Genomic DNA, 23584 nt, shown 5'->3' with positions numbered 1-23584 from the left:
TCGTCTATTTCTTATATTTAATTATTGAGAAAGTAAGGGCGTTTGTAGCCAAATATACTTGAGTTGAACATATCTGTAATGTCTTTTGTTCTCATGCTAAATCTTAGCATAAAACCATTGTTGAATTCATCGCGATTTTTATTATTACTCGATGGTTCATCAAAGTTTGCTGTAATATAACGATGATAAGCAAAACTCAGTGACCAACAGCAACTTTGGTACTGTAAACCCGCATAAGTTTCTATACTTCGATTTTGCTGTAAATCTTGAGTTACTCGGCTAATAACTTGCCAATTTTTATTTATACTGACATTCCCCGCTAAAGATAGTTGCTCTAATGTTATACCTGAGACATCACGAGTGTATCGATGGTTCAATTGTATTGTTTGATTTTCACCAAAAAGATAATCAATACTGGTTTGACTCTTGTTGGTAACATCATCTTCTGTATTATATTGAATGTCGCTACTGAACTGCCAACTACTATTTATACGAGCGTAGACTTCTGCCGCTAATGCCGAAGCATCCGCTACAATTCCTTGGTTTTCTTCAAAGGTAAAATTACTGTCATTAAGATAAACAATTCGTCCTATGCTAACCCTAAGTTGTTCTTGATTGGCACTGTCGAGTAAACGACTCGTTATTCCCCAAGAATATTGATTAGCTTGAGCTATCCTATCTAAACCACTAAAACGTTTATCACGAAATAGGCCGTTATAGTCATCTTGTAGTGTGGTTGTATCATATAGCCCTATATTACTTTGATCTTTTTCAGGAATATAAAGATATTGCAGTTGCGGCTCTAAGGTTTGTGTAAAACTTTTTCCCCAAAAATGACTTTGCCTATCAAAATTAACCCCACCATGAAAACGGACTTTAGGTAATGTTCTGCTTACACTTTCTTCAAGCTCACTTTCCAAAGGAATATTGTCTTGTTGGTAATGGGTTTGTAGTATTTTAAATTCTGAATTCAAAAACCAAGCTGGCGTAACCAAAGGGAAGGTTAAACCCGCTTCAACATGATAGCGCTGTGCGGTTACTTGAGTTTTATCGGCATTGTCAAAATTGGTGACTTCAGAATAGACATCGAATAACCCGTCTAAAACATCAATTTTTTGATGGCTGGCAAGTTCGAGTTGAGCAAGCGCTTTATAGTTTGTTTTATTATCGCCGAGTACTTCAAAGTCTTGTAATTTTACCTTGGCCTGCCAACTATCCGCAAAATAAGCTAATTCACCGGTTTGATATAAATAAGCATCATTATCATTGTAGTGCTTACTACCAATATCAACTAAATAGTTATCATCACTAATTGTCGTATAGTCAACAAAAGCGCGAAATCGCTCTGAAAAGGTGCCAACATGTTGAATACGCAATAAATATCGTGCATCGGTGTTATCTTCTTGTTCATTGTCTTGATTTAGATATTCGAGATCAAATTGTCCCTGTTGCTCGTCATGTAAATAACGAAATTCTGTCATTAATTGGCTGCCACGTTTTAACATGTATTTTGGGGTAATCGTCGCATCAATATTAGGGGCAATATTCCAGTAATAAGGAATTGACGTGGTAAAACCTGATTTACCTGAATTACCAATTTCAGGATATAAAAAACCAGATTGTCTATCATCACCAATTGGAATCGTAAAATAAGGTAGGTACAACACCGGCACATTAAATACTGAAAACCTAGCATTATAAGCTTCTAAATAACGTTCATCTTTAGAAATATTAATTTCACTGGCATTCATTTGCCAATCAGGTGAAGCGCCATAACAAGTAGTAAAGGAAGAGTCAATTAATGACAAGGTACCTTCTCTAGACACAGAAATAATACCAGCACCACCGTGTCCTGCTATTCCCGCGAGTTGATACTGAGTATTTTTCAAGGTAGTCGCGCCGAGCGATTCACTTATGTTCAATTGGTCGGCAAAAATGTCAATGCCTTTATTTTGAAAGTGAATATCGCCCGTGGCCTTAACCGATGAACTTTCTCTATTAAGCTCAATCTCATTAGCAAGAATTGTCTGCTGACTGTTAATCAACATTACATTGCCGGTAAATTTAGCGACTTTATTTTTATTAATACCCGATTTATCAGCTAAAATAGTGATCGCTTTACTCTTTTCAGTAGATTGAGTAGCGGTTAACTGTGGGTAAGTCGGTATAGGGCATTGAGCCATACCATCGAGAATATCGGTAACTTGTTGAGCAACACTATATTTAGCCATTGATAAACAAGTAATTATTAAAATTAAATAGCGCGGAAATGACATTAAAAGTCCGATAGATGAATGATTAAAGCAACAAAGATGAAAACGAGCCACATTTTATACTCAAACACTTAGATAATATAGCAATTTTCTTTAGGGTGCTAATTCGGTATATTGGTAATACGGGTTGGCATTACTCATTTATGCCCTCACCTAAGATAACTATTAGTACCATTTACTTGAGGAATAGAAAACTTGCCAAGCTCTCGAATTCAAGCGTTACACCTATGGTTGGATAAACAATTTTCAGGCGAACATATTCAATTGACCCCCTTAACTGGCGATGCTGGCTTTCGCTGCTATTATCGTTTTTCGATAAAGGGTCGTTCATTTATCGCCGTTGATGCCCCTAAAGATAAATCTAATAACGCGGCTTTTGTTTTTATGCAAAAGAGCCTTAAGGATAATAATGTCTTAGTGCCTGAAATTATTGCGGCTGATTTATCACTAGGTTTTCTTTGCTTAGCTGATTTTGGTGAAACGCTATTAGCTGATATTTTATCGACTGAAAATATCATTATCACCTATCAAAAAGCTATCGATATTTTACCAAAAATTCAATCTGCATTGCCCAAGAATACTCAAGAATTACCACATTATGATCAAACATTTGTTGAGCTTGAACTGAATATTTTCTCACAATGGTTATTAACTGAGCACTTATCAATTATATTAACTGCTGATGAGCAACAGCAGTTAACAGACTGCTTTTCACTATTAACAGAAAATATGCTTAGCCAACCGCAAGTCTTGGTGCACCGAGATTACCATAGTAGAAATATTATGGTCCTCGAGGATAACAATTTTGGCATTATTGACTTTCAAGACGCTGTCATTGGTCCTATCACTTACGATATCGTCTCGTTACTCCGTGACTGCTACCTGAAATGGCCGAACGAGTCTGTTTCATTGTTACTAAACCGCTATATAGATATGATGACAGAGCACTATTCATTAAACGATATCACTCGCCAGCAATGGCAGCGCTGGTTCGACTTAACTGGCTTACAACGTCACATTAAAGCGAGTGGTATATTTGCCCGTTTACATCATCGCGATAATAAAAGCGGCTACTTAAAAGATATTCCGCTAACACTTAGCTACCTTGTTGAGATCAGTGAACAATACCCTGAATTAGCCTCTTTACATCAGCTTTTATTAGTGAAAGTGCTGCCTGCGATGCAAAACCTTAAAGCAGGTATATTAACATGAAAGCGATGATTTTAGCCGCTGGTCGTGGTGAACGTATGCGCCCCTTAACGGATCATTGCCCAAAACCTTTACTCAGAGTAGCGGGGATCCCGCTAATCGAATACCATATTAATAAACTCGCCCAGTGTGGCATCACAGATATTGTCATTAACTATGCCTGGTTAGGAGAGATGATCGTTGACTATTTAGGTGATGGTAAAAAATTCGGGGTTAATATAAGCTACAGTCCAGAAAATACTGGTGCACTTGAAACGGCTGGCGGTATTATTCAGGCGCTACCTTTATTAAGCAATAACAATGATAATGACATCTTTATGCTGATAAACGGCGATATATTTACTGATATTAACTTTGCTAACTTACCGACATTAGCCAAAGACCGGTTAGCGCATATCTGCTTAGTTAACAATCCTGATCATAATATAAAAGGTGATTTTATTTTTGATAACAATCAACTCACCAATATTGTAAATCAGTCAGAATCAACACAGAAAAATACTTACACCTTCAGCGGTATTAGTTTATTTCGCGCTGATTTTTTTAAAGATAAAAATACCATGTCGGTATCAAAGCTTGGTCCGATGATCAAAAGTGCGGTAAGCGACGGCAAGGTTTCAGCCAGCATACTTGATTGTGCATGGACCGATGTTGGTACGCCAGAACGTTTAGCGTATCTAAATAGATAAGTTAATCAATTAATAACACAAACAGGTAATATTGATAATGAGAATATGGGGAAAACTTTTAGGCTTTATATTTGGTTTTATGCTGAGTAAAAACCTACTAGGTGCATTAATAGGCATGTTTATTGGTCATAACTTTGATAAAGGCCGAGGGCTTAATTTCAATAATCTTTCAGGCTCGAAAAGCTCAGAAAGTGAACGTCAGAGCGCATTCTTTTACACTTCTTTTTCAGTGATGGGCTACATGGCAAAAGCGAATGGCTTAGTATCTAAGCATGAAATTGAATTCGCCAATGCTTATATGGACAAATTATCGTTGCAAGGAGAGTCAAGACAACAAGCCCAAGATGCCTTTAGAGAAGGTAAAGTTGTGGGTTTTCCACTCAACGATAACCTTGCCAAATTCAAACAAGTTTGCGGAAATCGTCATGATTTATTATTGCTCTTTTTAGAGATTCAAATTCAAGTGGCTTTTGCTGATGGACACCTAGACAGTGATGAACGCCAAGCCTTACACACCATAGCGCAGCAATTAGGCTTTTCAAGTAAAGAGCTTGATAGACTCTTAGAGATGATTATCGCTGGTGCACAATTTCATCAAGGTCAATCAGGTAAAAGCTCTCAATCTCAATTAGAGAATGCCTACAAAGTGTTAGGTGTTGCAGCAGACACACCTGAAAAAGATATTAAGAAAGCTTATCGAAAGTTAATGTCGCAACATCATCCAGATAAGTTGGTTGCTAAAGGTTTGCCACCAGAAATGATGGAAATTGCCAAGCAAAAAGCACAAGATATTCAAGGGGCATACGAGTTAATCACTAAAAATAAATAACCGCTAATGCTTGTTATTTAGCCGTAGAGAGAGTGCCTAGCTTGCAAGGCACTCAATAAAAAACGCATACTAGCGTATGCGTTTTTTATTCTTTAAAGTGTTTATTTTCGTTGATAAACACAAAAATCCATATCAAAACAATTTTTTTCATCGGCACTGAGTTTAACACTACTGGTTAGTTGCCAATCTTCCACCGTATTATATTCAGGAAACTGAGTGTCGCCATCGATATCGGCTTTGATATGAGTAATGTAAAGACGGTTAGCTAACGGCAAACAATGGCTGTAAATAGCACCACCACCAATGACCATCACTTCGTCTACTTCACCCGCTAGTAGCAAAGCTTGCTCGACTGACGTAGCACTGTCTACTCCATCAGCGCGGTAGTTTTGGTCACGTGAAATAACAATATTTTGTCTACCGGGTAAAGGACGACCAATAGATTCATAGGTTTTTCGCCCCATAATAATCGGCTTACCTAACGTCGTTTTTTTAAAATAGGCTAAATCAGCGGGTAAATGCCACGGCATATTATTATCTTTGCCAATAATACGGTTATCAGCGTGGGCGACAATCATCGAAAGTAGGGTCATTAACATGGTCTCTCTAAAGGGAATAATTCACTATTTACTTAATGAAATAACTCATTATTGTTTCACGGGCTTATTTAACATCACTCATCAGGGGATGATAGCGATTTAACCCCTAAAAAAAAAGCTCAAGTAAATTATACTTGGGCTTTTTTATAACAACTAACTAAATGAACAGTGAATAATTACTTACGATATTCAACTTCTACATCGTATTCATCTTCATCCCAGTCTTCGTCACCTAATTCGTCTTCAACGCCGGATACCGCTTCTTCGTGGTAAGTATCCCACTTGAACTCAACCGTTTTATCTTCAGGTGTTTCTTCGATTTCTGGAGGAAGTCCTTCGATAAAAGTCATTACGCCTTGCGTTAGGTCAGCGGTACCAAATTTATTGATAGCAGAGACACTTCGTACTTCGCCAGTCCAATTTAAGCCAGCAACAATACTATCTGTTAGCGCTTTCGCTTCATCTTCTAACATTAAATCAAGCTTGTTAAACACTAACCAGCGCGGTTTAGCAAAAAGTTTTGCTGAATGACGCTCTAATTCACTGATAATAGTTTTAGCGTTTTCAAGAGGATCAGAACCATCGGCAGGCATTACATCAACAAGATGTAATAAAATTCGACAACGCTCTAGATGCTTAAGAAACTGTGTACCTAGGCCTGCGCCTTCTGCTGCGCCTTCAATCAAACCAGGAATATCAGCAATAACGAAACTACGTTGCGTATCTAGGCGAACTACACCTAAATTTGGCGCCAACGTAGTAAAGGGATAATCTGCAACTTTAGGTCGAGCCGCTGAAACACTGCGTATCAAAGTAGACTTACCTGCATTAGGTAAACCTAACAAACCTACATCAGCGAGTAATAATAGCTCAAGTTTAAGACTACGTATTTCGCCCGGTGTACCATCGGTTTTTTGGCGAGGAGCGCGGTTAGTACTACTTTTAAAACGCGTATTGCCTAAACCATGCCAGCCGCCTTTTGCCACTAACATTTTTTGTTCATTGCGGGTTAAGTCACCTAATTGTTCACCGGTGTCTACATCCATAGCACGTGTACCAACAGGCACTTTCAAAATTAAATCTTCTGAACCTTTACCCGTACAATCACGACTTTGACCATTTTGACCGCGCTTAGCACGATGAAAACGCTCGAAGCGGTAATCAATTAAGGTATTCAGGCTTTCGTCAGCCATTAAATAAACGTCACCGCCGTCACCGCCGTCACCACCATTAGGTCCGCCGTATTCAATGTACTTTTCTTTTCGAAAACTTACACAACCGTTGCCGCCGTCTCCGGCCTCAACTCTAATTTCAACTTCATCAACGAATTTCATGGTGCTTTGAAACACTCCAAGATTAAACTATTGCCTTATTATAAGTTATTTTTTGCACTTACGAAAACAAAGTTATTTTTTATACAAAATGAATACCCTTTGAACTAATTAAAGTTACATCATTAAAAGTAAATAAAATTTCAACAACAAGGCGCTTGGTTAAGCAATAGCTGACTATTGGGATTGAAGCAACGAAGTTATTGACTATTTAGGTCATTTAAAAATGAGTCGTTAATTAGTGTAATGAGTATTAGATACTCAAGTAATTAAGTATCAAAAAAAAACCCTGCTTAAAGCAGGGTCTTTATTAAGTTTGAGTAACGTTACTAAGCAACAATACTTACAAACTTACGGTTTTTAGGACCTTTAACATCAAATTGTACTTTACCATCAGTTAAAGCAAATAATGTGTGGTCTTTACCAATACCCATGTTTGTTCCAGCGTGGAATTTAGTACCACGTTGACGAACAATAATGTTTCCAGCTAATACAGCTTCGCCACCAAAACGCTTAACACCAAGGCGTTTAGCTTCTGAATCGCGACCATTTCGTGTACTACCTGCAGCTTTCTTATGTGCCATTTTAAATCGCTCCTAATTAGCCGTTGATGCCAGTAATTTTCACTTCAGTGAACCATTGACGATGGCCCGCTTCTTTACGTGAATGCTTACGACGTTTAAATTTAACAATTTTAACTTTATCAGCACGGCCTTGATTTACAATCTCAGCTACTACTTTACCACCAGCAATGTAAGGCGCGCCTACATTAACGGCTTCGCCGTCAGCGATCATTAAAACGTTATCGAATTCTACTGTTGCACCAATTTCAAGCTCAAGCTTTTCAAGGCGAACTGTTTGTCCTTCAGTTACACGGTGTTGCTTACCGCCACTTTGGAATACAGCGTACATACCTACTCCGTAAAGCGTCATTTTATTTAGACGCTAGATTTTAAAATATAGGGCGCGAATTCTACGCGAAGATTTTTATTCAGGCAAGTCTAATTCGCATCTATTTCTATTTAATTTGCTTATCGATAAACTATTCCGCTACAGCCCTTTATTGCTAAATAATTTCGTGTAAACTCATGCTTCATAAAATCTTTCAAATACAACAACAAAGGTAGCTATAGCTTTCTATGGATATCAAACATATACAAGCCCTTGCTCAACAAGATATGACAGCGGTAAATAATGTTATTTATTCGCAAATAAATTCTGACGTTGCGTTAATTAATCAGCTTGGCGTTTATATTGTCAATGCCGGTGGAAAACGCATGCGCCCCATGTTGACGGTTCTCGCCGCACGTGCTTTTGGTTATCAAGGTAATGATCATATCTCTATTGCCGCCATTATTGAGTTTATTCACACCGCGACCTTATTACATGATGATGTTGTTGATGAATCAAACATGCGTCGTGGCCGAGAAACCGCTAATGCATTATTTGGTAATAGTGCCAGTGTACTCGTTGGTGACTTTCTTTATACTCGCTCTTTTCAGATGATGACCAAGTTAGGCAATATGAGAATAATGGATATATTGTCTGATACCACTAACATTGTTGCCGAAGGTGAAGTCTTGCAGTTAATGAACTGTAATGACCCTAACACCACCGAAGAAAGTTATTTTCAGGTTATTTACTGCAAAACAGCGAAACTGTTTGAAGCCGCAACACGTTTAGCAGCAGTTATTGCCGGGCAAGATGAAAAAACTGAAAAAGCGATGCAAGAATACGGTAAATACTTAGGCACAGCTTTTCAATTGGTTGACGATATTATGGACTACACCGCCGATGCTAAAGCGATGGGAAAAAATATTGGTGATGATTTAGCTGAAGGCAAACCTACTTTGCCATTACTTTATGCCATGAAGCACGGTAATGCGCAGCAAAAGCAGCTAATAAGCGACGCTATTGAACATTGCAATGGTATGGAGCATTTAGACGAAATACTCGCTGCAATGGAGCAAACAGGCTCTCTCGTCTACACACAAAAGCAAGCCGAGCAAGAAGCGGATAAAGCCATTGATGCGTTAAAAATACTGCCCGAGTCTGAACATAAGCAAGCGCTGATATCTCTGGCCCATATTGCTGCAAATAGAAGCGTATAATGATGAAGACCCATTTTGGCTTTTATCTTAATCTTCTTGCTATTTTGTTATTTATTCCAGGGATATTATTACCGATGTTCTCTTTGAGCATGGATGTTAGCGCCACTATTGCTGGACCTGCGTTTACCTCAGAGTTAATTAACAAGGAGCTTTCCCTGTTAACTACAATTCAAGAGCTGTGGCAAAACGAGCGTATATTAGTGTCCGTGCTCATTTTTATTTTCTCTATTTGTATTCCTTTATTGAAAACGGCCTTAGTAGCTTGGTCTTATTTTAAAAGGAAGACTCAATTAGAAAGAAAAATCATTAGCTTTGTTGGTGCAATTGGAAAATGGTCAATGGCTGACGTTTTTGTTGTGGCGATATTCCTAGCTGTTTTGTCGACTAACCATGCAGAAACAGCAAGCCAACAAACGTTAAGTATTATGGGCTTTAAACTCAATTTAATGATCAGCAGTGAAACGCTGTCGGCTGTCGGCCCTGGTTTTTATTTCTTTTGTGCTTATTGTTTACTGTCATTAGTTGGCACGCAGCTGAGTCAAAGTGGTCTAAAAAGCCAACTTAACAACTAGTCCTTTAATTTGTTCATCGATATTATCTGCAACAGCATTATCATTGATTATTTTTAGAGATAAAAAAACCGCTAGTCTTTACAGAGCAGCGGTTTTTTTTATTGCAAAAACATCAGTCAGTAAATATAAATTTACTGAATAAGGCTAATGCTAACGTTCAACAAATTAACCTTTGATGAAGTTAATACCTTCAGCAATGTCAGCTTTTAATGTGTCTAACATATCAACTTTCGCTTTTTCTTCAAAAGCACTTAGTTTACCGTAAGATAAAATTTCGCTAACGCCATTTACGCCTAAACGTACCGGTTGTGCGAAAAATTGTGCATCTTCACCTGCGCCTTCAACGTAAGCGTAATCAACCACGTCTTCGCCTTGTAAACCTTTAACTAAAGACATACAAAAACGAGCTGCAGCAGCGCCCATAGATAAAGTAGCAGAACCACCACCGGCTTTAGCATTAACAACTTCAGTACCTGCGTTTTGAATGCGAGGTGTTAAAGCAGCAACTTCTTCATCAGTAAAAGTAACGCCTTCAACTTGTGAAAGAAGTGGTAAAATAGTAGTACCTGAGTGGCCACCAATTACTGGAACTTTAACTTCAGCAACGTTTAAGCCTTTTAATTCAGCAACGAACGCTTCACTACGAATAACATCTAGCGTAGTAATACCAAAGACACGAGCCGCGTCATAAGTACCTGCTTTTTTGAAGACTTCAGCAACGATAGGAACCGTGCCGTTAACTGGGTTAGTAATAATACCCACTAACGCTTTAGGACAGTTTGCAACAATGCCTTCTGCTAATGTTTTAATAATGCCCGCATTAACAGCGAACAAATCAGCACGATCCATACCTGGCTTACGTGGCATGCCTGCTGGAATTAAAACGATATCAGCACCTGTTAATGCGTCGCCTAATGCGTCAGCACCAAAACCTTCAACTTTAACGGCTGTAGGTATGTGTGATAAATCAACAGCAACACCTGGAACAACTGGTGCTACGTCATACAAAGATAGCTCAGAACCCGCTGGTAATTGAGTTTTTAATAATAATGATAACGCTTGGCCGATTCCGCCAGCAGCGCCTAAAACAGCAACTTTCATTTGATGTCTCCGGTAGTTAAAGAATATTTGAGTAAATACGTAAATTTTCGTGCCCAAAAGATATAGCATCGGCCACTAAAAAACAATTAATATTAAACTATATATGGCATTAGGATACCGTATAATACTTTTAATGAAATAATACTTAGGTCTTACTTCCTCATCATTAAGAATTTAAGATTAAAAAAAGTGTAGTAGAAAAATAACAAAGAGTACCGTTAAATTATGACAGTTTCACAAAAACAAGAAGCATTAACACAAGCTTTTAAAGATTTATTAAAGCAAGAGCAGTTTGGTTCTCAAGGCGATATAGTTGATGCGTTGAAGAAACAAGGTTTTGATAATATCAGCCAGTCAAAGGTTTCACGTATGCTCAGTAAATATGGCGCAGTTCGCACCCGTAACGCTCGCCAAGAAATGGTTTATTGTTTACCGGCTGAACTAGGCGTTCCAACAGCAAAAAGCCCTTTACGCCAACTAGTGATAGATATTGAATACAATGAAGTCATGATTATTGTTAGAACCAGCCCAGGCGCTGCCCAGTTAATCGCTCGCTTACTTGATAGTTTAAGTAAAAGCGATGGAGTACTGGGTACGATTGCTGGTGATGATACTATTTTTATTGCCCCAACCCATGTTGGACAAATAAAAGAAACCATTGCTAAATTAGAGTTACTGTTTTCAAGAAACTTAAATTAAGCTAAGTTCGAAGACAGTTAGCCAGAGTAATATCGCAATTTTATCGCTTTATTAAAGTGCCAACTTAGCTAAAAAATTTAAACTTGGTGCAAAAAAAGATGCGCCAGTTTCTGCTTGGGTATATTTAAGTAAGTGGTCAAAATGACCATGAGCATCACTTTGAATCATGGCTTTTAACATCATCTCAAATGGCTCAGGCGAGCGGCAATAAGAAACAAAAAACAAGCCCTGTAACTTCATATCACCATACGGCATACTTTGTCGTACTATTTCGATAGCGTTACCGTCTTCGTCTTTAAGGTTTACTCGCTTAGTATGCGCGGTTGCTGGTTTATTTTCATTGGAATATTCTTCATTGTCCAGTTTTGTTCGTCCAAAAATATCTTCTTGGTCTTTAACCTTTAAGTTATCCCATAAGTTCAGATTATGGCGATAACGTTGAATATGTAAATAACTGCCAGCCGCAAATTCTTCACTCTCTTCATTAGCAATTAGCGCAACTTTGCGGCGGTGTGAACCTTGTGGGTTTTCTGTGCCATCGACAAAACCCGTTAAATCACGACCATCAAGAAACCTAAAAGCACGCACTTGCTCAGCCAGTTCAACGCTGTTGGCTAATAAAGAACAAACCTTGGTACTAACAATATGGTTAACGTCTGCACGGTCGCTTCTTATTTCGATATAAAGATCATAACTATCAGCCGGAGCTGCGCGATCATCACATTCAAGCGCGGAAAAAGGCTTTAAATTTTTAGGTCTTCCCTGAGGATACAGCTCATCCCAATAGTTAGCACCAATGGCAATAACACCAGCTAAATTGGATTCTGAAAAACGATCAGCGTAATGATCGAATAAGGCAGGTAATCGAGATAGTGCGTGACGAACATGAGCATTTTTATCATCTAAAACATTAAACATCAGATAATAACCGTGCAAACTAGGTTCTGCGCAAATACCGAATTGTTCTCTTGCCATCAAAATTCCCAAAAATGTAATATATATTAATATTTCAATTTTACACAGTTTCTTAAAATTCACAGTAAATCATTTACGATAATAAAATAAGATAAAACCGTGTTGCTTTTTACAGCTATGCCAACGCACCATTATTATTATCGGCGCAAGTACTGATAATTTCTCTGCCGCTAAAAGTATTAGCCTTTATTTTGTACATAAAAAAAACAGCCCTTAGGCTGTTTTATTATTTATCTTGTTAATATAGATAACACTAGTTGGTATTAAGTAAACTCAGGGTAAGCTTCCATACCACAATCTGATTTATCCATACCTTGATACTCTTCTTCTTCAGTTACACGAATACCCATAACTTTCTTAAGTACATACCAGACCACAAAACTTGCACTAAATACCCAGACAAAGATCGTTGCTGCACCGATTAATTGTCCACTAAAGCTTGAAGCAGGGTTAGTAAGAGGAACAAGCAGTAAACCAAACAAACCAACGACACCGTGTACTGAGATAGCACCTACTGGATCATCTATTTTCAGTTTATCTAAACCAACCACTGACAAGACAACGATGATACCAGCGACCATACCAAACAAGGTTGCTTGCAATGCTGTGGGTGTTGAAGGCTCAGCAGTAATAGCGACTAATCCCGCTAATGCTCCGTTTAATGTCATGGTTAAATCTGCTTTTTTAAATAGTAATTTAGCAAAAATTAACGCGGCGATAGCGCCACCAGCGGCCGCTGCATTGGTATTTAAAAAGACCATAGCAACTGAATGTGAACTGTTGATATCAGCAAGCTTTAAAACTGAACCACCGTTAAAGCCAAACCAACCCATCCATAAAATAAACGTGCCTAATGTCGCCATAGGTAAGTTAGCACCTGGAATGGCATTAATACGACCATCTGCTCCATATTTACCCTTACGTGCGCCAAGTAGCAAGACACCGGCTAATGCTGCTGATGCACCTGCCATGTGGACAATACCCGAGCCAGCAAAATCAGAAAAACCTAAGTCACCTAGGGTGTACAAACCAAAGACAGCATTACCGCCCCAAGTCCAGCTACCTTCTAGTGGATAAATAACGGCGGTTAACACAACGGTAAAAATAAGGAATGCCCATAATTTCATGCGTTCAGCGACGGCACCAGAAACAATCGACATCGCTGTTGCAACAAAGACCACTTGAAAGAAGAAGTCAGACGCTTTGGAGTATATAGCTCCGCCATTAAAACCATCTTCACGGCCAGAAAATTCTTTTAATACCGCATCAGCATCGACTGTTTCGATGCCAGATAAGAAGAAACCACCACCGTACATAATTTCGTAACCGCAGGCCAAATACATCATGCAAGCAATAGCATAAAGCGCGACGTTTTTAGTCAAAATTTCTGTAGTATTTTTTGCACGCACTAAACCGGCTTCTAACATAGAGAAACCCGCGGCCATCCACATAACAAGAGCACCACATATCAAGAAATAGAAAGTGTCCATTGCGTATTGTAATTGAAAAATATTTTGTTCCATGATTTACCCCTTAAATAGCTTCAACATCTTGCTCACCAGTACGAATACGTACAGCTTGCTGTAAGTCATAGACAAATATTTTACCATCGCCAATTTTACCTGTGTGCGCCGACTCGGTAATTGCTTTGACTAAGCGTTCAACAACATCATCATTGACAGCAATTTCAAGTTTCACTTTCGGTAAAAAGTCCACTTGATACTCAGCACCACGATACAGTTCGGTATGACCTTTTTGTCGTCCAAAACCTTTTACCTCACTGACAGTTAATCCTTCAACACCTATTTCAGAAATTGCTTCTCTGACATCATCCAGTTTGAAAGGTTTTATTATTGCGTTAACCATTTTCATTATGTTTAGCCTTATTTATGATTTGTACATAACAATACAAATGTTATGCCAAAGACTAAAATACTTATTATTCATAAGGTTAAAATAAACAATTAAAAAAATGCTGTTAACAAGCACTTTATTGGTGCATGAAATTTTATCAATGACAGTAATTGGTGCATGATTTAATGATCACCGCCACTTAAGTTGAGAATTCACGGCAACTTGAGAATTAATTTTGGAATTTTGTTTATGCTCCATGTTAAAATTTATATCGACAGATAAAAAATGACGCTAATTACACTGGATACATACTTCTAGATAGGCCCATATGTGGGTTCGAGTTTATTTCTAAATTTTTTCCTGCATAGTTAAACTCTGCAAATATGTGTTTATTAAATAATGATAAAGATAAAGATAAATTAAGAGTTAATCTAAGAAGCTGAGTCATTAAATAAAAATAGCTTTAAACGCGCAATTCACATCTGTTTTTGGCACTTTGGAGATAGTAGACTTGATAAATATCACTAATGACTATGGTAACTTTGTGGCATTAGTGAACCTTTGATAATTACTTTCACCAGCATAATGATGTTCTACTGCTAAGACTTTCTTAATGCACATTGTGGAAGCTACAACACCGCTATAGCTGCTGCTTGCTGCCTGCTCATTGTTGTCCTTGTAAATTCATCTTGCAACGCTAATTTTTGCCATATTGAAGATGTTAGCATTTGATAATTTATACTGAAGATAGTTGTATGTTTTGGTTGAGGCGGACATGGACGAAAAATCAAATTATGCTAGCGGTTTTCTGATGGCCGGCGTTCTTCATAGATGGAATACCTTTTTATTGATGATAACCAATTAAATTTACCATTTCAGTAATTAGGATGGAATATCAATTACAAGTAAACTAATATCAAATTACTCGACACTGCATACCCCTCATATTATTTCGAAGAGAAAGGATATCAGGCGCATACAAGTCTCTCACAAAGGAACGTTACATTTGATTGCAAGCTTTAAAATATATTCAAAATCATTTTTTTTATCATTGCTTATATTAATCAGCAGCTTAACAATTACCTATATAGCATTCTATTCTACTCAGGCTGCTACTGAGAAAAATGTTCAAATTTATTTCGATTTCCGAGTGAGAGAGGCCATTAAGCGTATTGAAAATCGAGTAGCGTTTTATAAAGAATCACTACGCGGAATCGGGGGCTTATTCAAGGCATCAACGAGTGTCTCACGTGATCAATTCAAACGTTACACTTCTTCACTTAATCTGGAGGAACATTTTCCGGGAATACAGGGAGTTGGCTTTTCTATTTTGATCCCATCGGTATCAAAAAATAATCATATAGATACAATCCGCAGAGAAGGGTTCCCAGACTATTCAATCTACCCTGAAGGTAAGCGTGAGGTTTACTCATCAATCATTTATCTTGAACCTTTTTCAGATCGTAATTTGTGGGCGTTTGGATATGATATGTTCTCTGAAGAAGTGCGTAAGAGAGCTATGCAAAATGCTATTGATAATGACAAAATATCACTGTCTGGTAAAGTTAGATTAGTTCAAGAATCTGGAACGAATGAACAGGCTGGGTTTTTAATGTACCTACCGATTTACGAAAGGGATAAGCCTCATACATTAATTACTGAACGTCGGGAGAACATTGTTGGTTGGGTATATTCAGTTTTTCGAATGAATGATTTTATGAAAGGTGTCCATGGGGAGTATGCTAACGACCTCGATCTCGATATTTTTGATGGTGATGCCATATCATACGAAACACTAATGTTTGATTCTAATGAGTCGTTATCATTGGGAGAACCCTTGGATTCTGAAGGATATAAAATTTATCCTATAACTGTAGTCGATCATGCCTGGACAGTTCGGATTCGTCCTTTACCTACATTTAATTTGCGTATCGATACTGACAGACCAATAATGGTTGCACTGATTGGCTCTGCTGCTAGCTTAGCATTAACATTAATTGTTTGGTTGCTGCTGACAGGTCGATCGAGAGCACTACATGACTCTTTGCATGATTCTCTAACGGGTCTTCCAAACAGGAAGCTCTTTATAGAACGCTTACAGCAGGCGCTATTGATCAAATCACGCGAAAAAAGAAGTCTGGCTATATTGTTCATAGACTTGGATAAATTCAAACCCGTTAACGATTCGTTCGGACATATTGTAGGTGATCTAACATTGAGCGCGGTAGCTCAACGCATTGAAGGCTGTCTACGTAAGTCAGACACTGTAGCGCGTATAGGTGGAGATGAGTTTATTGTGTTGTTACCCACAATCAGAACAGAGCAAGATGCATCTGAAGTTTCAAAAAAGATTTGTCATGCGCTCAGTATGCCATTTGAGTTTGCCAAACAAAGCTTGAGTATATCTTCGAGCATAGGGGTTGCTATTTACCCTGAGCATGGCAGTGATGAAACCACGCTTATCAAAAATGCTGATACGGCCATGTATTATGCAAAAACTAGCGGTCGTAATAACGTAAAAATTTATAAACCAAGCATGAATATCCGCTAATACCTTAACTGTCCTCAGATCGAAAACTAAGTATTAGCAATGCTAATGTCCTAACCATATACGGTCTCAATTGTATCTATAATGTATTAGGAGACGAACTGATGGTCTACTTGTGACTGTAAGTCATTTTGGTTATTGATACTTCGCTCTGGCAAAAAAATTCAAAGTCTACAACATTCACTTGCCTGGGATTCTCCCCTTAAGTGGCAGTGATCATAATTAGCATGCAAGTAAGTCCCGTTTGTTAAGTAAAGCTATTAGCGGGTTAGGCAAGGAAGGATTAATTAATTAGCAAGGATGGCAAAGACCGTTCTACCTCAGTGGTTTATTACTCGGTACCAACTCATGATTAATGAGTGTATTAGCTGCGCAGACAAAGTAAGTACAATAAAAATTTAGATGAGATTAGCTCAGCAAAGACAAGCTATTGCTAAATAAATCACTGCCCTCACCCACAGTTATTATATCAAAAGATATAGCGGTTAATAAAGCATAGAGGCACTTGGATTAAGTACAGCAAGGATACTTAAGCGTTCCATATCACAGAAGTCGCTAGCATCACGTAACAGCTCTTGCTGAACTGATAACGCATCGAGTTTTTCATCACTAATGACATCGGCTTGGCAATGACTTTTGCATTGGTGGTTCAATGTCATGACTCGTTTAGCAATATAAAGTAATTTAGTTTCGTCGGTACTATGTTGAAACTCCTCTTCATCTTGATAACGTATAGGTTCAATCAAACTGAAAGGAAGTTGCCATTGTTTTAATAATTCAGCGGTAATGTCAGCGAATGAAAAACCCAGTATTTGTAGTTGTTTAGTCCAAGGCAATTCATCTGAATTAATATGCTTACATTGCTCTACTTTTTCAGGCATAAATTGATGTATAACGAGCTCACCTAAATTATGCAGCAAACCTAAAATAAATAATCGTTCTGCATTGGGTACGTTTAGTTTAGTGCCTAAAAATTTAACTGTTAATGCACAATCAACACTACGTTCCCAAAAGTCATCTAAATATTCGGGACTGGCTTTTAGTTTTCTAAAGGCATCAGTGGTAAAATAAGCAATAACTAAGTTGTAAACTTCGGTAATGCCCAAGATTAAAACCGCTTTAGAAATAGTGTCTATTTTACCAGGATAGTTAAAAAAGGAGCTATTTGAGAGCTTTAAAATAGTCGCTGACAAGGCAGGATCAAGTAAAATGACATCCGCTATATCATCAATAGTTGATGATTCGTTATCAATTAACTCTTTAATGCGGATAAAAGAATCCGACAATACAAATATTTCACTCGCCTGTTCGGCGTATTCAACAGCATTCATAACAAAAATCCTAACAAGAAATATAGGGTTATTTTTTTATAAAAAATAAAACACACAGCATATAAATTGAAAACTAACACCCGCTGATGGCTCAGTTTTTCAATAATATACAGGATATTAGCAATGACCTAAATTTCATTCAAGTATAGACACTATATTAATAATAAGTGACTTATTTTCAGAAAAACTCTAATTAGTCTTCAACGGTTAAGGCAACTTGGTAAGAGCCAAATTTTCTAATATTAATAACCCCCTTATCAAAAATAAGATATTGGCCTTTTATTCCTTGTAATAATCCTGAAACTTGCGGTGTTTTATCAAAATTAAAAGAGCCAATCTTTTCTAAGTACTGTTCAACAGGAAAGTTCAAATTAACTACTGGTTCGTCAAGTAATTCAACGGCGTCTGCACCAAAACGTAATTTAATATCGTCTAACTGCGCTGCAATTTCAGGTAATAATGCTTGTGCTTTCGCTTTTAAATCAACCGTTTCACCCGCACCTTTTAACATAGCTCGCCAATTTGTTTTATCGGCAATAAACTTAGCAAGTGCTATTTCAACTAAGCCTGATTGTAAGCGTGTACTTACTCTAAATAGCGGTAAAGCTTGTGTTGCACCTTGGTCAATCCAGCGGGTGGGTATTTGAGTATGGCGAGTAATGCCAACTTTAATACCAGAGGTATTCGCTAAATAAACATAATGATTGACCATGCAATTTTTTACGCCCCATTCAGGCTCACGACAAGTCCCCTGAGCATGATGGCAAGTTTCTGGTTTCATAATACACATATCGCATTGAGCGAGCTTTTGCATACACGGATAACAAAAACCTTGCGAATAACTTTTCTTGGTTACTCTTGCACAATGACGACACGCTATTTTACCTTGATAATCTAAAGTAATATTTTTCCCAATTAACGCATTCATATCAATGAGCTGATCGCCTATAGGTAATTGGTAATGAACGAGTCCGTTTTCATCTAACTGAGCAGTCATTTTACTCAAAGCACCTGCATCGTAATAGGTCATTTATTGTCTCGATATGTTTGATGGAGAAATTTAAAGGGCATGGTATAAAACTCTGTAAATGACAGCCAGCTTTTTATCGATTTCAGTAACAAAAATTGCGATACTATTGTTATAACAGCAAAACCTTTACAGCCAAGCCAACTTGTATGCAAAAAAAAGAACCGACCGCCAAGCCAACTTGGTTTGTTTATTATTTACGTTGTGCAGACAACAGTTTATACGCAGGTATTACTACCGACCTAATTCGCCGTGTAGGTGAGCATAATACTTGTAATAAAACAGGGGCTAAATATACGCGGGTTCGGCGGCCGGTCGAATTAGTTTACGCTGAGCCCCAAGAAAATCGTCAACTCGCTTGCAAGCGCGAACATCAACTAAAGAAGTTTACTAAGCTTAAAAAAGAGACCTTAGTGAAGAACTTTAAGCCAACAATTTTTTAGAAAAGCCCTAACAGTACTGGTCTGCTTAGTATTACTTTTATTAGATAGTTTCCATTTGTCGACAAGTAACTGCTAGTATACGGCGGTTTTCACATAATAGACGTATGCAAAATGTTTCTAGAAAGTTACTGTAATATTACAAATAATCAAATTAGTTTTTCTCGTCAGCAAGGTAGTGATTTCGCTAAAATAGTTGCCGATGATTTCAATCCGCTGCACGATGCCGATGCAAAACGTTTTTGCGTGCCAGGTGATTTACTTTTTTCATTAGTGCTAGAAAAGTCAGGTTTATCACAAAATATGGGCTTTACTTTCTCCGGTATGGTGACCGATGGCATTAAACTTAATTTTCCTGAAAAAATTGTCGAATCAGCGACTATTCTTGATGATAATGCTAAAGAATATATGAAAATAGAGGCTTCAGGACAGTGTACAACTAACCGTCAATCGATCGATGCTTTGATCCGCGCCTACGTTGAGTTCTCTGGACATACCTTTCCACATATTTTAGTGAAATTGATGTTTGAAAACAATGTCATGATCAACCCAACACGTCCAATGGTGATGTATGAAAATATGTTTATTCATTTAGATGAAGTTGATTTTACCGACGTGCAATTGAAATTAACGACACCTAGCTTACTCATTGACGGTAAACGTGGTAAAGCAACCTTACCTTTTGACTTAGTCGCTAATGGCAAAGTGATTGGTCATGGTAAAAAGCACATGTTACTCAGTGGCTTAAGAGATTATGACCAAACAACGATTGATAGTCTCGTTAATCATTACAATGATAAAAAAGCGCAGTACTTAAAGTAACCCCTTAATGAGATGATGTTAGTTAAAATTTTACTAACATCATCTTATCAAACGCTAGCTGTTGTGTTCTTCTGTTTTCCACACAAAAAGCAAACTTTTTAATTGTTTTAGGTCGCGAGCATTGCCTTGGCTGTTGATAATACTCCAGCCATGCTTGCAATTTTTCTCCTTGATACCGAGATTTTAAGACCAGCGAAGCTGATGTTTCGAAGGGATCTATACGGTTTTCTTTAACATCACTAGCTGAACTTCTCGATAACTGCTGACCTTTAACAGATATTTTTCTCGGCTTTTTTTTCTGTTTATTTTGCTTATTTACTATGGGCTTTTTTAATCGACTTTGTTGACATTGCCACCATTTATTTCGAGCATTTTCTTCTTGTTTTTTCAAACGTTCACTTCGTTTTACACTATGACCTTGTCTTTGCTGAGACTGAATATTAGCTAACTTATCCTCATAGCGCTGACAGTTTTTTTTCCCAGCAAAGCTTTGCTGAGAAAAAATTAAAGCCATACTTATAAAAAAAAGTTTAAAATGTACTTTATACATAGCTCCTCCTTGAACTTCGCAATAAAACAACAACTAGCATTAACAGCTTAGTACATTTAATTAACATTAATTAGCAATCACAAAAAAAACTTCTATACTAAAACCTATAGAGAAATGAGCAAGGATGTTCCATTTTGAAAATATTCACCTTAAAATATTTTGCCATATTCAGCAGTTTTATCCTTTGGCCACAAGGCTACACCTCAGAGTTACCAAAAATTCAGCTGGCTACGCCTTATCAAGTAGAGAGTAAAACCCCGATAAAGATCAGCGAATATTTTGTTAGTGAAAAACTTGACGGTATTCGAGGTTACTGGAACGGTAAAAACTTATTAACCCGTGGAGGTAACCTTATCCATGCGCCAAAATGGTTTACTCAAGGTTGGCCATTAACCTATCTTGATGGCGAGCTATGGAGCAAGCGCGCTGAATTTGAAAAGATCAGCAGCTGTATTAGAAAGCATGCCCCCAAACAGCAAATCACAATAAGTTGTTGGCAGAAAATACGCTTTATGGTTTTTGATTTACCCAAGCATTCAGGTACTTTTAGTGAGCGTATTAAGCAAATGAAAGCTGAGATGGCAACAACTGACAATCACTATTGGCAAGTCATAAAACAAGAGAAAGTAAACTCAATTGCGATATTGAATCAACGTTTAGCAGACGTGGTCGAAAAAGGTGGGGAAGGACTGATGCTAAATCATCAAGCCGCCTATTATAAAATAGGGAGAAGCCAAGACCTGATAAAATTAAAAAAATATGATGATAGTGAAGCGATCGTTGTTGCTTATATCGCAGGTAAAGGCAAGTACAAAAATATGATGGGATCGATAAGAGTAAAAATGAAGTCAGGCTTACTCTTTAAAATTGGTAGTGGTTTTACTGACGAACAACGTAAAAACCCACCAAAAATTGGTAGCACAATTACCTTTAAATACATTGGTAAAACAGCGCGAGGTGTGCCAAAATTTGCTAGCTTTTTACGTGTGCGTACCTTAGCGTTGAGCCAGTAAAACAGACAAAATTACGATTCAATCCTATAAAAAAGAGAATAATAATTAATGGAATTTCACTTATGGTTATCTTTTGTGGTTATTTGTATGATGGGCGCTTTATCACCAGGCCCGAGTTTAGCATTAGTCATCAAAAACACTCTCGCTGGCGGAACGTCACAAGGTTATGCAACTGCGATTAGTCACGGTTTAGGTGTTGCACTTTACGCAGCTATTACTGCAACAGGCATAGCGGTAATTATCGTTAAATCGCCTTTAATATTTAGTATTATTCAATATGCGGGCGCTGCTTTTTTACTTTACTTGGGGGTCAAATCATTATTAAGTAAAAAAAATAACCAAGTGTTCTCTCAAGATGACTCCGCGGTAAAAACACAGGTAAATGGCTGGCGAGATGGCTTTTTAATTGCCTTTTTAAATCCTAAACTTGCTATTTTTTTTCTCGCATTATTTAGCCAGTTTTTAGCAGGAGATGCCAGCAGTGAACAAAAAATAATAATGACTGCCACCGTAGGCAGCATTGATGCTTTATGGTATTGCCTAGTAACCTTTACACTATCGCGCGGTAATATCATTCGTAAGTTACGTGAAAACAGCCATATTGTTGACAAGGTAACCGGCAGTTTTTTGATATTACTTGCAGCACGAATAGTGATTAGCTAAGTATGGTTTATTAACACATCTCAACATAGCGAAAATAAAGTACTTTCAAGCCTTTACCTGCTTCAGCCTCAACAAACACTTCGGGGTTTTCAATACGATGCTGAAATTGACACTGAGGGCACTCTCTAGCGACTTCCGCTAACAAAAAGTCCTCACTTAAATCAGGGGAATTTAAACAGAGTATAACATCACTATTATTTGCCATTAATACCGGCAAACGTTTAATGATTTTCTGGTAATCTCGCTCAATATTAACACTCCCTTTTTGAAATGAAGGTGGATCGCAGATTAATAAATCATAAAGACCATATTTTTTTAACTTGCCGTAAGATTTAAAAATATCGACACCTTCATACTTTACCTTACTCGCCTCTTGCTTATTAAGTTTATGGTTTTCACGTCCGGTTGATAAAGCGCCTTTACTCATATCAATATTAACGACTTGCTCTGCACCACCAGCGATGGCAGCAATAGAGAAAGCACAGGTGTAGGCAAAAAGGTTTAACACTTTTTTACCTTCACTGTTATCTTTGACCCACTGGCGGCCATTACTCATATCAAGAAACAGTCCAGAATTTTGTGCTTTTCCCAAACTAAGCTGATATTGCAAACCATGTTCTTGTGCGCTTAATGCGGTAATCTCTTCTCCCCAAAGTACTTCACTTGGCGAAAACTTTCGGCTGCGATACTGCACTTGAATAGATAGACATTGTGGTAGCAACTGCTGGATCACGATAACTTGTTCACTTAACCAAGCCTCTTCAACCTCTTGGTAAAGCGTAATAAGCACAACGGGTGAGAACCAATCAACATTAACATGGGCTAAACCCGGGTAAGCATGGCCACGACCGTGAAATAGTCGCTGACAATCGACGAGCTTATTTTCATTTTGAAGACGGACTAAAATAGGTTGAAGATGTGCTTGAAGCGTTGAATTCATAACTTAAT

The 23584-nt window shown here is 37.7% G+C and carries 24 protein-coding genes; 11 read left to right on the top strand and 13 right to left on the bottom strand.

The genetic code is table 11. From position 1 onward, the window contains the following. Nucleotides 1-17: 17 nt before the first annotated feature. Nucleotides 18-2276, bottom strand: a complete 2259-nt coding sequence (locus tag H4J67_RS10210; protein ID WP_182203628.1) for an LPS-assembly protein LptD — start codon at nt 2274-2276, stop codon at nt 18-20. Nucleotides 2277-2468: 192 nt separating this feature from the next. Between H4J67_RS10210 and H4J67_RS10205 the strand changes: the two genes are divergently transcribed. Genes H4J67_RS10205 through djlA form a run of 3 tightly spaced genes read left to right on the top strand, consistent with a single transcriptional unit; the run spans nt 2469 to nt 5000 of the window. After that, complete coding sequence (locus H4J67_RS10205; protein ID WP_259368553.1) at nt 2469-3485, top strand: aminoglycoside phosphotransferase family protein; 1017 nt, start codon at nt 2469-2471, stop codon at nt 3483-3485. Next, entirely contained in the window at nt 3482-4171 is a 690-nt protein-coding gene (murU, locus tag H4J67_RS10200; RefSeq protein WP_182203627.1) for an N-acetylmuramate alpha-1-phosphate uridylyltransferase MurU, read from the top strand. The genes H4J67_RS10205 and murU overlap by 4 nt, the downstream gene beginning before the upstream one ends. A gap of 37 nt (nt 4172-4208) precedes the next feature. Further along, on the top strand, nt 4209-5000 hold the full coding sequence (gene djlA, locus H4J67_RS10195) for a co-chaperone DjlA (RefSeq protein ID WP_182169233.1): 792 nt from the start codon (nt 4209-4211) through the stop codon (nt 4998-5000). A 101-nt stretch (nt 5001-5101) separates the two neighbouring features. On the opposite strand, the gene folA is transcribed toward djlA, so the two are convergent. The 4 genes from folA to rplU all read right to left on the bottom strand — a co-directional run bounded on the left by folA (nt 5102) and on the right by rplU (nt 7842). Then, nucleotides 5102-5593, bottom strand: a complete 492-nt coding sequence (gene folA, locus H4J67_RS10190; RefSeq protein ID WP_182169231.1) for a type 3 dihydrofolate reductase — start codon at nt 5591-5593, stop codon at nt 5102-5104. Nucleotides 5594-5775: 182 nt separating this feature from the next. After that, a complete protein-coding gene (gene cgtA / locus H4J67_RS10185) occupies nt 5776-6933 on the bottom strand; it encodes an Obg family GTPase CgtA (RefSeq protein WP_070375739.1) in 1158 nt (385 codons plus the stop codon). 326 nt (nt 6934-7259) lie between these two features. Next, a complete protein-coding gene (gene rpmA / locus H4J67_RS10180) occupies nt 7260-7514 on the bottom strand; it encodes a 50S ribosomal protein L27 (RefSeq protein WP_070375738.1) in 255 nt (84 codons plus the stop codon). A gap of 16 nt (nt 7515-7530) precedes the next feature. Then, the gene (gene rplU, locus H4J67_RS10175) at nt 7531-7842 is read right to left on the bottom strand and encodes a 50S ribosomal protein L21 (RefSeq protein ID WP_070375737.1); all 312 of its coding nucleotides are present in this window, start codon (nt 7840-7842) and stop codon (nt 7531-7533) included. Between the two features lie 227 nt (nt 7843-8069). On the opposite strand from rplU, the gene ispB reads away from it, so the two are divergent. Together ispB and H4J67_RS10165 are read left to right on the top strand one after the other, a co-directional pair. Further along, complete coding sequence (gene ispB / locus H4J67_RS10170; protein WP_182203625.1) at nt 8070-9041, top strand: octaprenyl diphosphate synthase; 972 nt, start codon at nt 8070-8072, stop codon at nt 9039-9041. Then, the gene (locus H4J67_RS10165) at nt 9041-9613 is read left to right on the top strand and encodes a paraquat-inducible protein A (RefSeq protein WP_310650606.1); all 573 of its coding nucleotides are present in this window, start codon (nt 9041-9043) and stop codon (nt 9611-9613) included. The genes ispB and H4J67_RS10165 overlap by 1 nt, the downstream gene beginning before the upstream one ends. Nucleotides 9614-9778: 165 nt before the next feature. Here H4J67_RS10165 and mdh read toward each other — a convergent pair whose 3' ends face one another. Next, nucleotides 9779-10714: a malate dehydrogenase gene (gene mdh, locus H4J67_RS10160; protein WP_182169227.1), complete on the bottom strand. Its 936-nt coding sequence runs from the start codon at nt 10712-10714 to the stop codon at nt 9779-9781. A gap of 225 nt (nt 10715-10939) precedes the next feature. Here mdh and argR point away from each other — a divergent pair, with 225 nt between their 5' ends. Beyond that, nucleotides 10940-11413 (top strand): transcriptional regulator ArgR, encoded by a 474-nt coding sequence (gene argR / locus H4J67_RS10155; RefSeq protein ID WP_070375733.1) that lies wholly within the window; start codon nt 10940-10942, stop codon nt 11411-11413. A gap of 51 nt (nt 11414-11464) precedes the next feature. Here the strand turns inward: argR and H4J67_RS10150 are convergent, their stop codons facing one another. From H4J67_RS10150 to H4J67_RS10140, 3 genes are all read right to left on the bottom strand, one after another. Continuing rightward, nucleotides 11465-12388: a Dyp-type peroxidase gene (locus H4J67_RS10150; protein WP_157470986.1), complete on the bottom strand. Its 924-nt coding sequence runs from the start codon at nt 12386-12388 to the stop codon at nt 11465-11467. Nucleotides 12389-12651: 263 nt separating this feature from the next. Further along, the gene (locus H4J67_RS10145; protein WP_070375732.1) at nt 12652-13911 is read right to left on the bottom strand and encodes an ammonium transporter; all 1260 of its coding nucleotides are present in this window, start codon (nt 13909-13911) and stop codon (nt 12652-12654) included. A 10-nt stretch (nt 13912-13921) separates the two neighbouring features. Beyond that, nucleotides 13922-14260: a P-II family nitrogen regulator gene (locus tag H4J67_RS10140; RefSeq protein ID WP_070375731.1), complete on the bottom strand. Its 339-nt coding sequence runs from the start codon at nt 14258-14260 to the stop codon at nt 13922-13924. Nucleotides 14261-15248: 988 nt separating this feature from the next. On the opposite strand from H4J67_RS10140, the gene H4J67_RS20290 reads away from it, so the two are divergent. Beyond that, complete coding sequence (locus H4J67_RS20290) at nt 15249-16793, top strand: CHASE domain-containing protein (protein WP_220463147.1); 1545 nt, start codon at nt 15249-15251, stop codon at nt 16791-16793. A 482-nt stretch (nt 16794-17275) separates the two neighbouring features. On the opposite strand, the gene H4J67_RS10130 is transcribed toward H4J67_RS20290, so the two are convergent. Together H4J67_RS10130 and H4J67_RS10125 are read right to left on the bottom strand one after the other, a co-directional pair. Then, nucleotides 17276-18121 (bottom strand): HDOD domain-containing protein, encoded by an 846-nt coding sequence (locus tag H4J67_RS10130; protein ID WP_182169225.1) that lies wholly within the window; start codon nt 18119-18121, stop codon nt 17276-17278. 193 nt (nt 18122-18314) lie between these two features. Then, nucleotides 18315-19151, bottom strand: coding sequence for a DUF2797 domain-containing protein (locus H4J67_RS10125; protein ID WP_182169223.1), 837 nt, complete (start codon nt 19149-19151; stop codon nt 18315-18317). 146 nt (nt 19152-19297) lie between these two features. Between H4J67_RS10125 and H4J67_RS10120 the strand changes: the two genes are divergently transcribed. Both H4J67_RS10120 and H4J67_RS10115 read left to right on the top strand, forming a co-directional pair. After that, nucleotides 19298-19591 carry a GIY-YIG nuclease family protein gene (locus tag H4J67_RS10120; RefSeq protein WP_182169221.1) on the top strand — a complete coding sequence of 98 codons (294 nt, stop codon included), beginning with the start codon at nt 19298-19300 and terminating at the stop codon, nt 19589-19591. Nucleotides 19592-19702: 111 nt separating this feature from the next. Continuing rightward, nucleotides 19703-20410 (top strand): DUF3581 family protein, encoded by a 708-nt coding sequence (locus tag H4J67_RS10115; protein WP_182169220.1) that lies wholly within the window; start codon nt 19703-19705, stop codon nt 20408-20410. A 22-nt stretch (nt 20411-20432) separates the two neighbouring features. Here the strand turns inward: H4J67_RS10115 and H4J67_RS10110 are convergent, their stop codons facing one another. Further along, nucleotides 20433-20960, bottom strand: coding sequence for a hypothetical protein (locus H4J67_RS10110; protein ID WP_182169218.1), 528 nt, complete (start codon nt 20958-20960; stop codon nt 20433-20435). Nucleotides 20961-21094: 134 nt separating this feature from the next. Here H4J67_RS10110 and H4J67_RS10105 point away from each other — a divergent pair, with 134 nt between their 5' ends. Together H4J67_RS10105 and H4J67_RS10100 are read left to right on the top strand one after the other, a co-directional pair. Beyond that, nucleotides 21095-21973 (top strand): DNA ligase, encoded by an 879-nt coding sequence (locus H4J67_RS10105; protein ID WP_182169216.1) that lies wholly within the window; start codon nt 21095-21097, stop codon nt 21971-21973. Nucleotides 21974-22021: 48 nt separating this feature from the next. Continuing rightward, nucleotides 22022-22636, top strand: coding sequence for a LysE family translocator (locus H4J67_RS10100; RefSeq protein WP_182169214.1), 615 nt, complete (start codon nt 22022-22024; stop codon nt 22634-22636). Nucleotides 22637-22646: 10 nt separating this feature from the next. Here H4J67_RS10100 and H4J67_RS10095 read toward each other — a convergent pair whose 3' ends face one another. Beyond that, nucleotides 22647-23576, bottom strand: a complete 930-nt coding sequence (locus tag H4J67_RS10095) for a class I SAM-dependent methyltransferase (protein ID WP_182169212.1) — start codon at nt 23574-23576, stop codon at nt 22647-22649. Nucleotides 23577-23584: the final 8 nt, after the last annotated feature.

Source organism: Colwellia sp. BRX10-4, from assembly GCF_014077465.1.
Taxonomy (GTDB): Bacteria; Pseudomonadota; Gammaproteobacteria; order Enterobacterales; family Alteromonadaceae; genus Colwellia_A.
The sequence above is the reverse complement of the archived record's forward strand: the minus strand, read 5'-3'. Positions and strand labels throughout refer to the sequence as shown.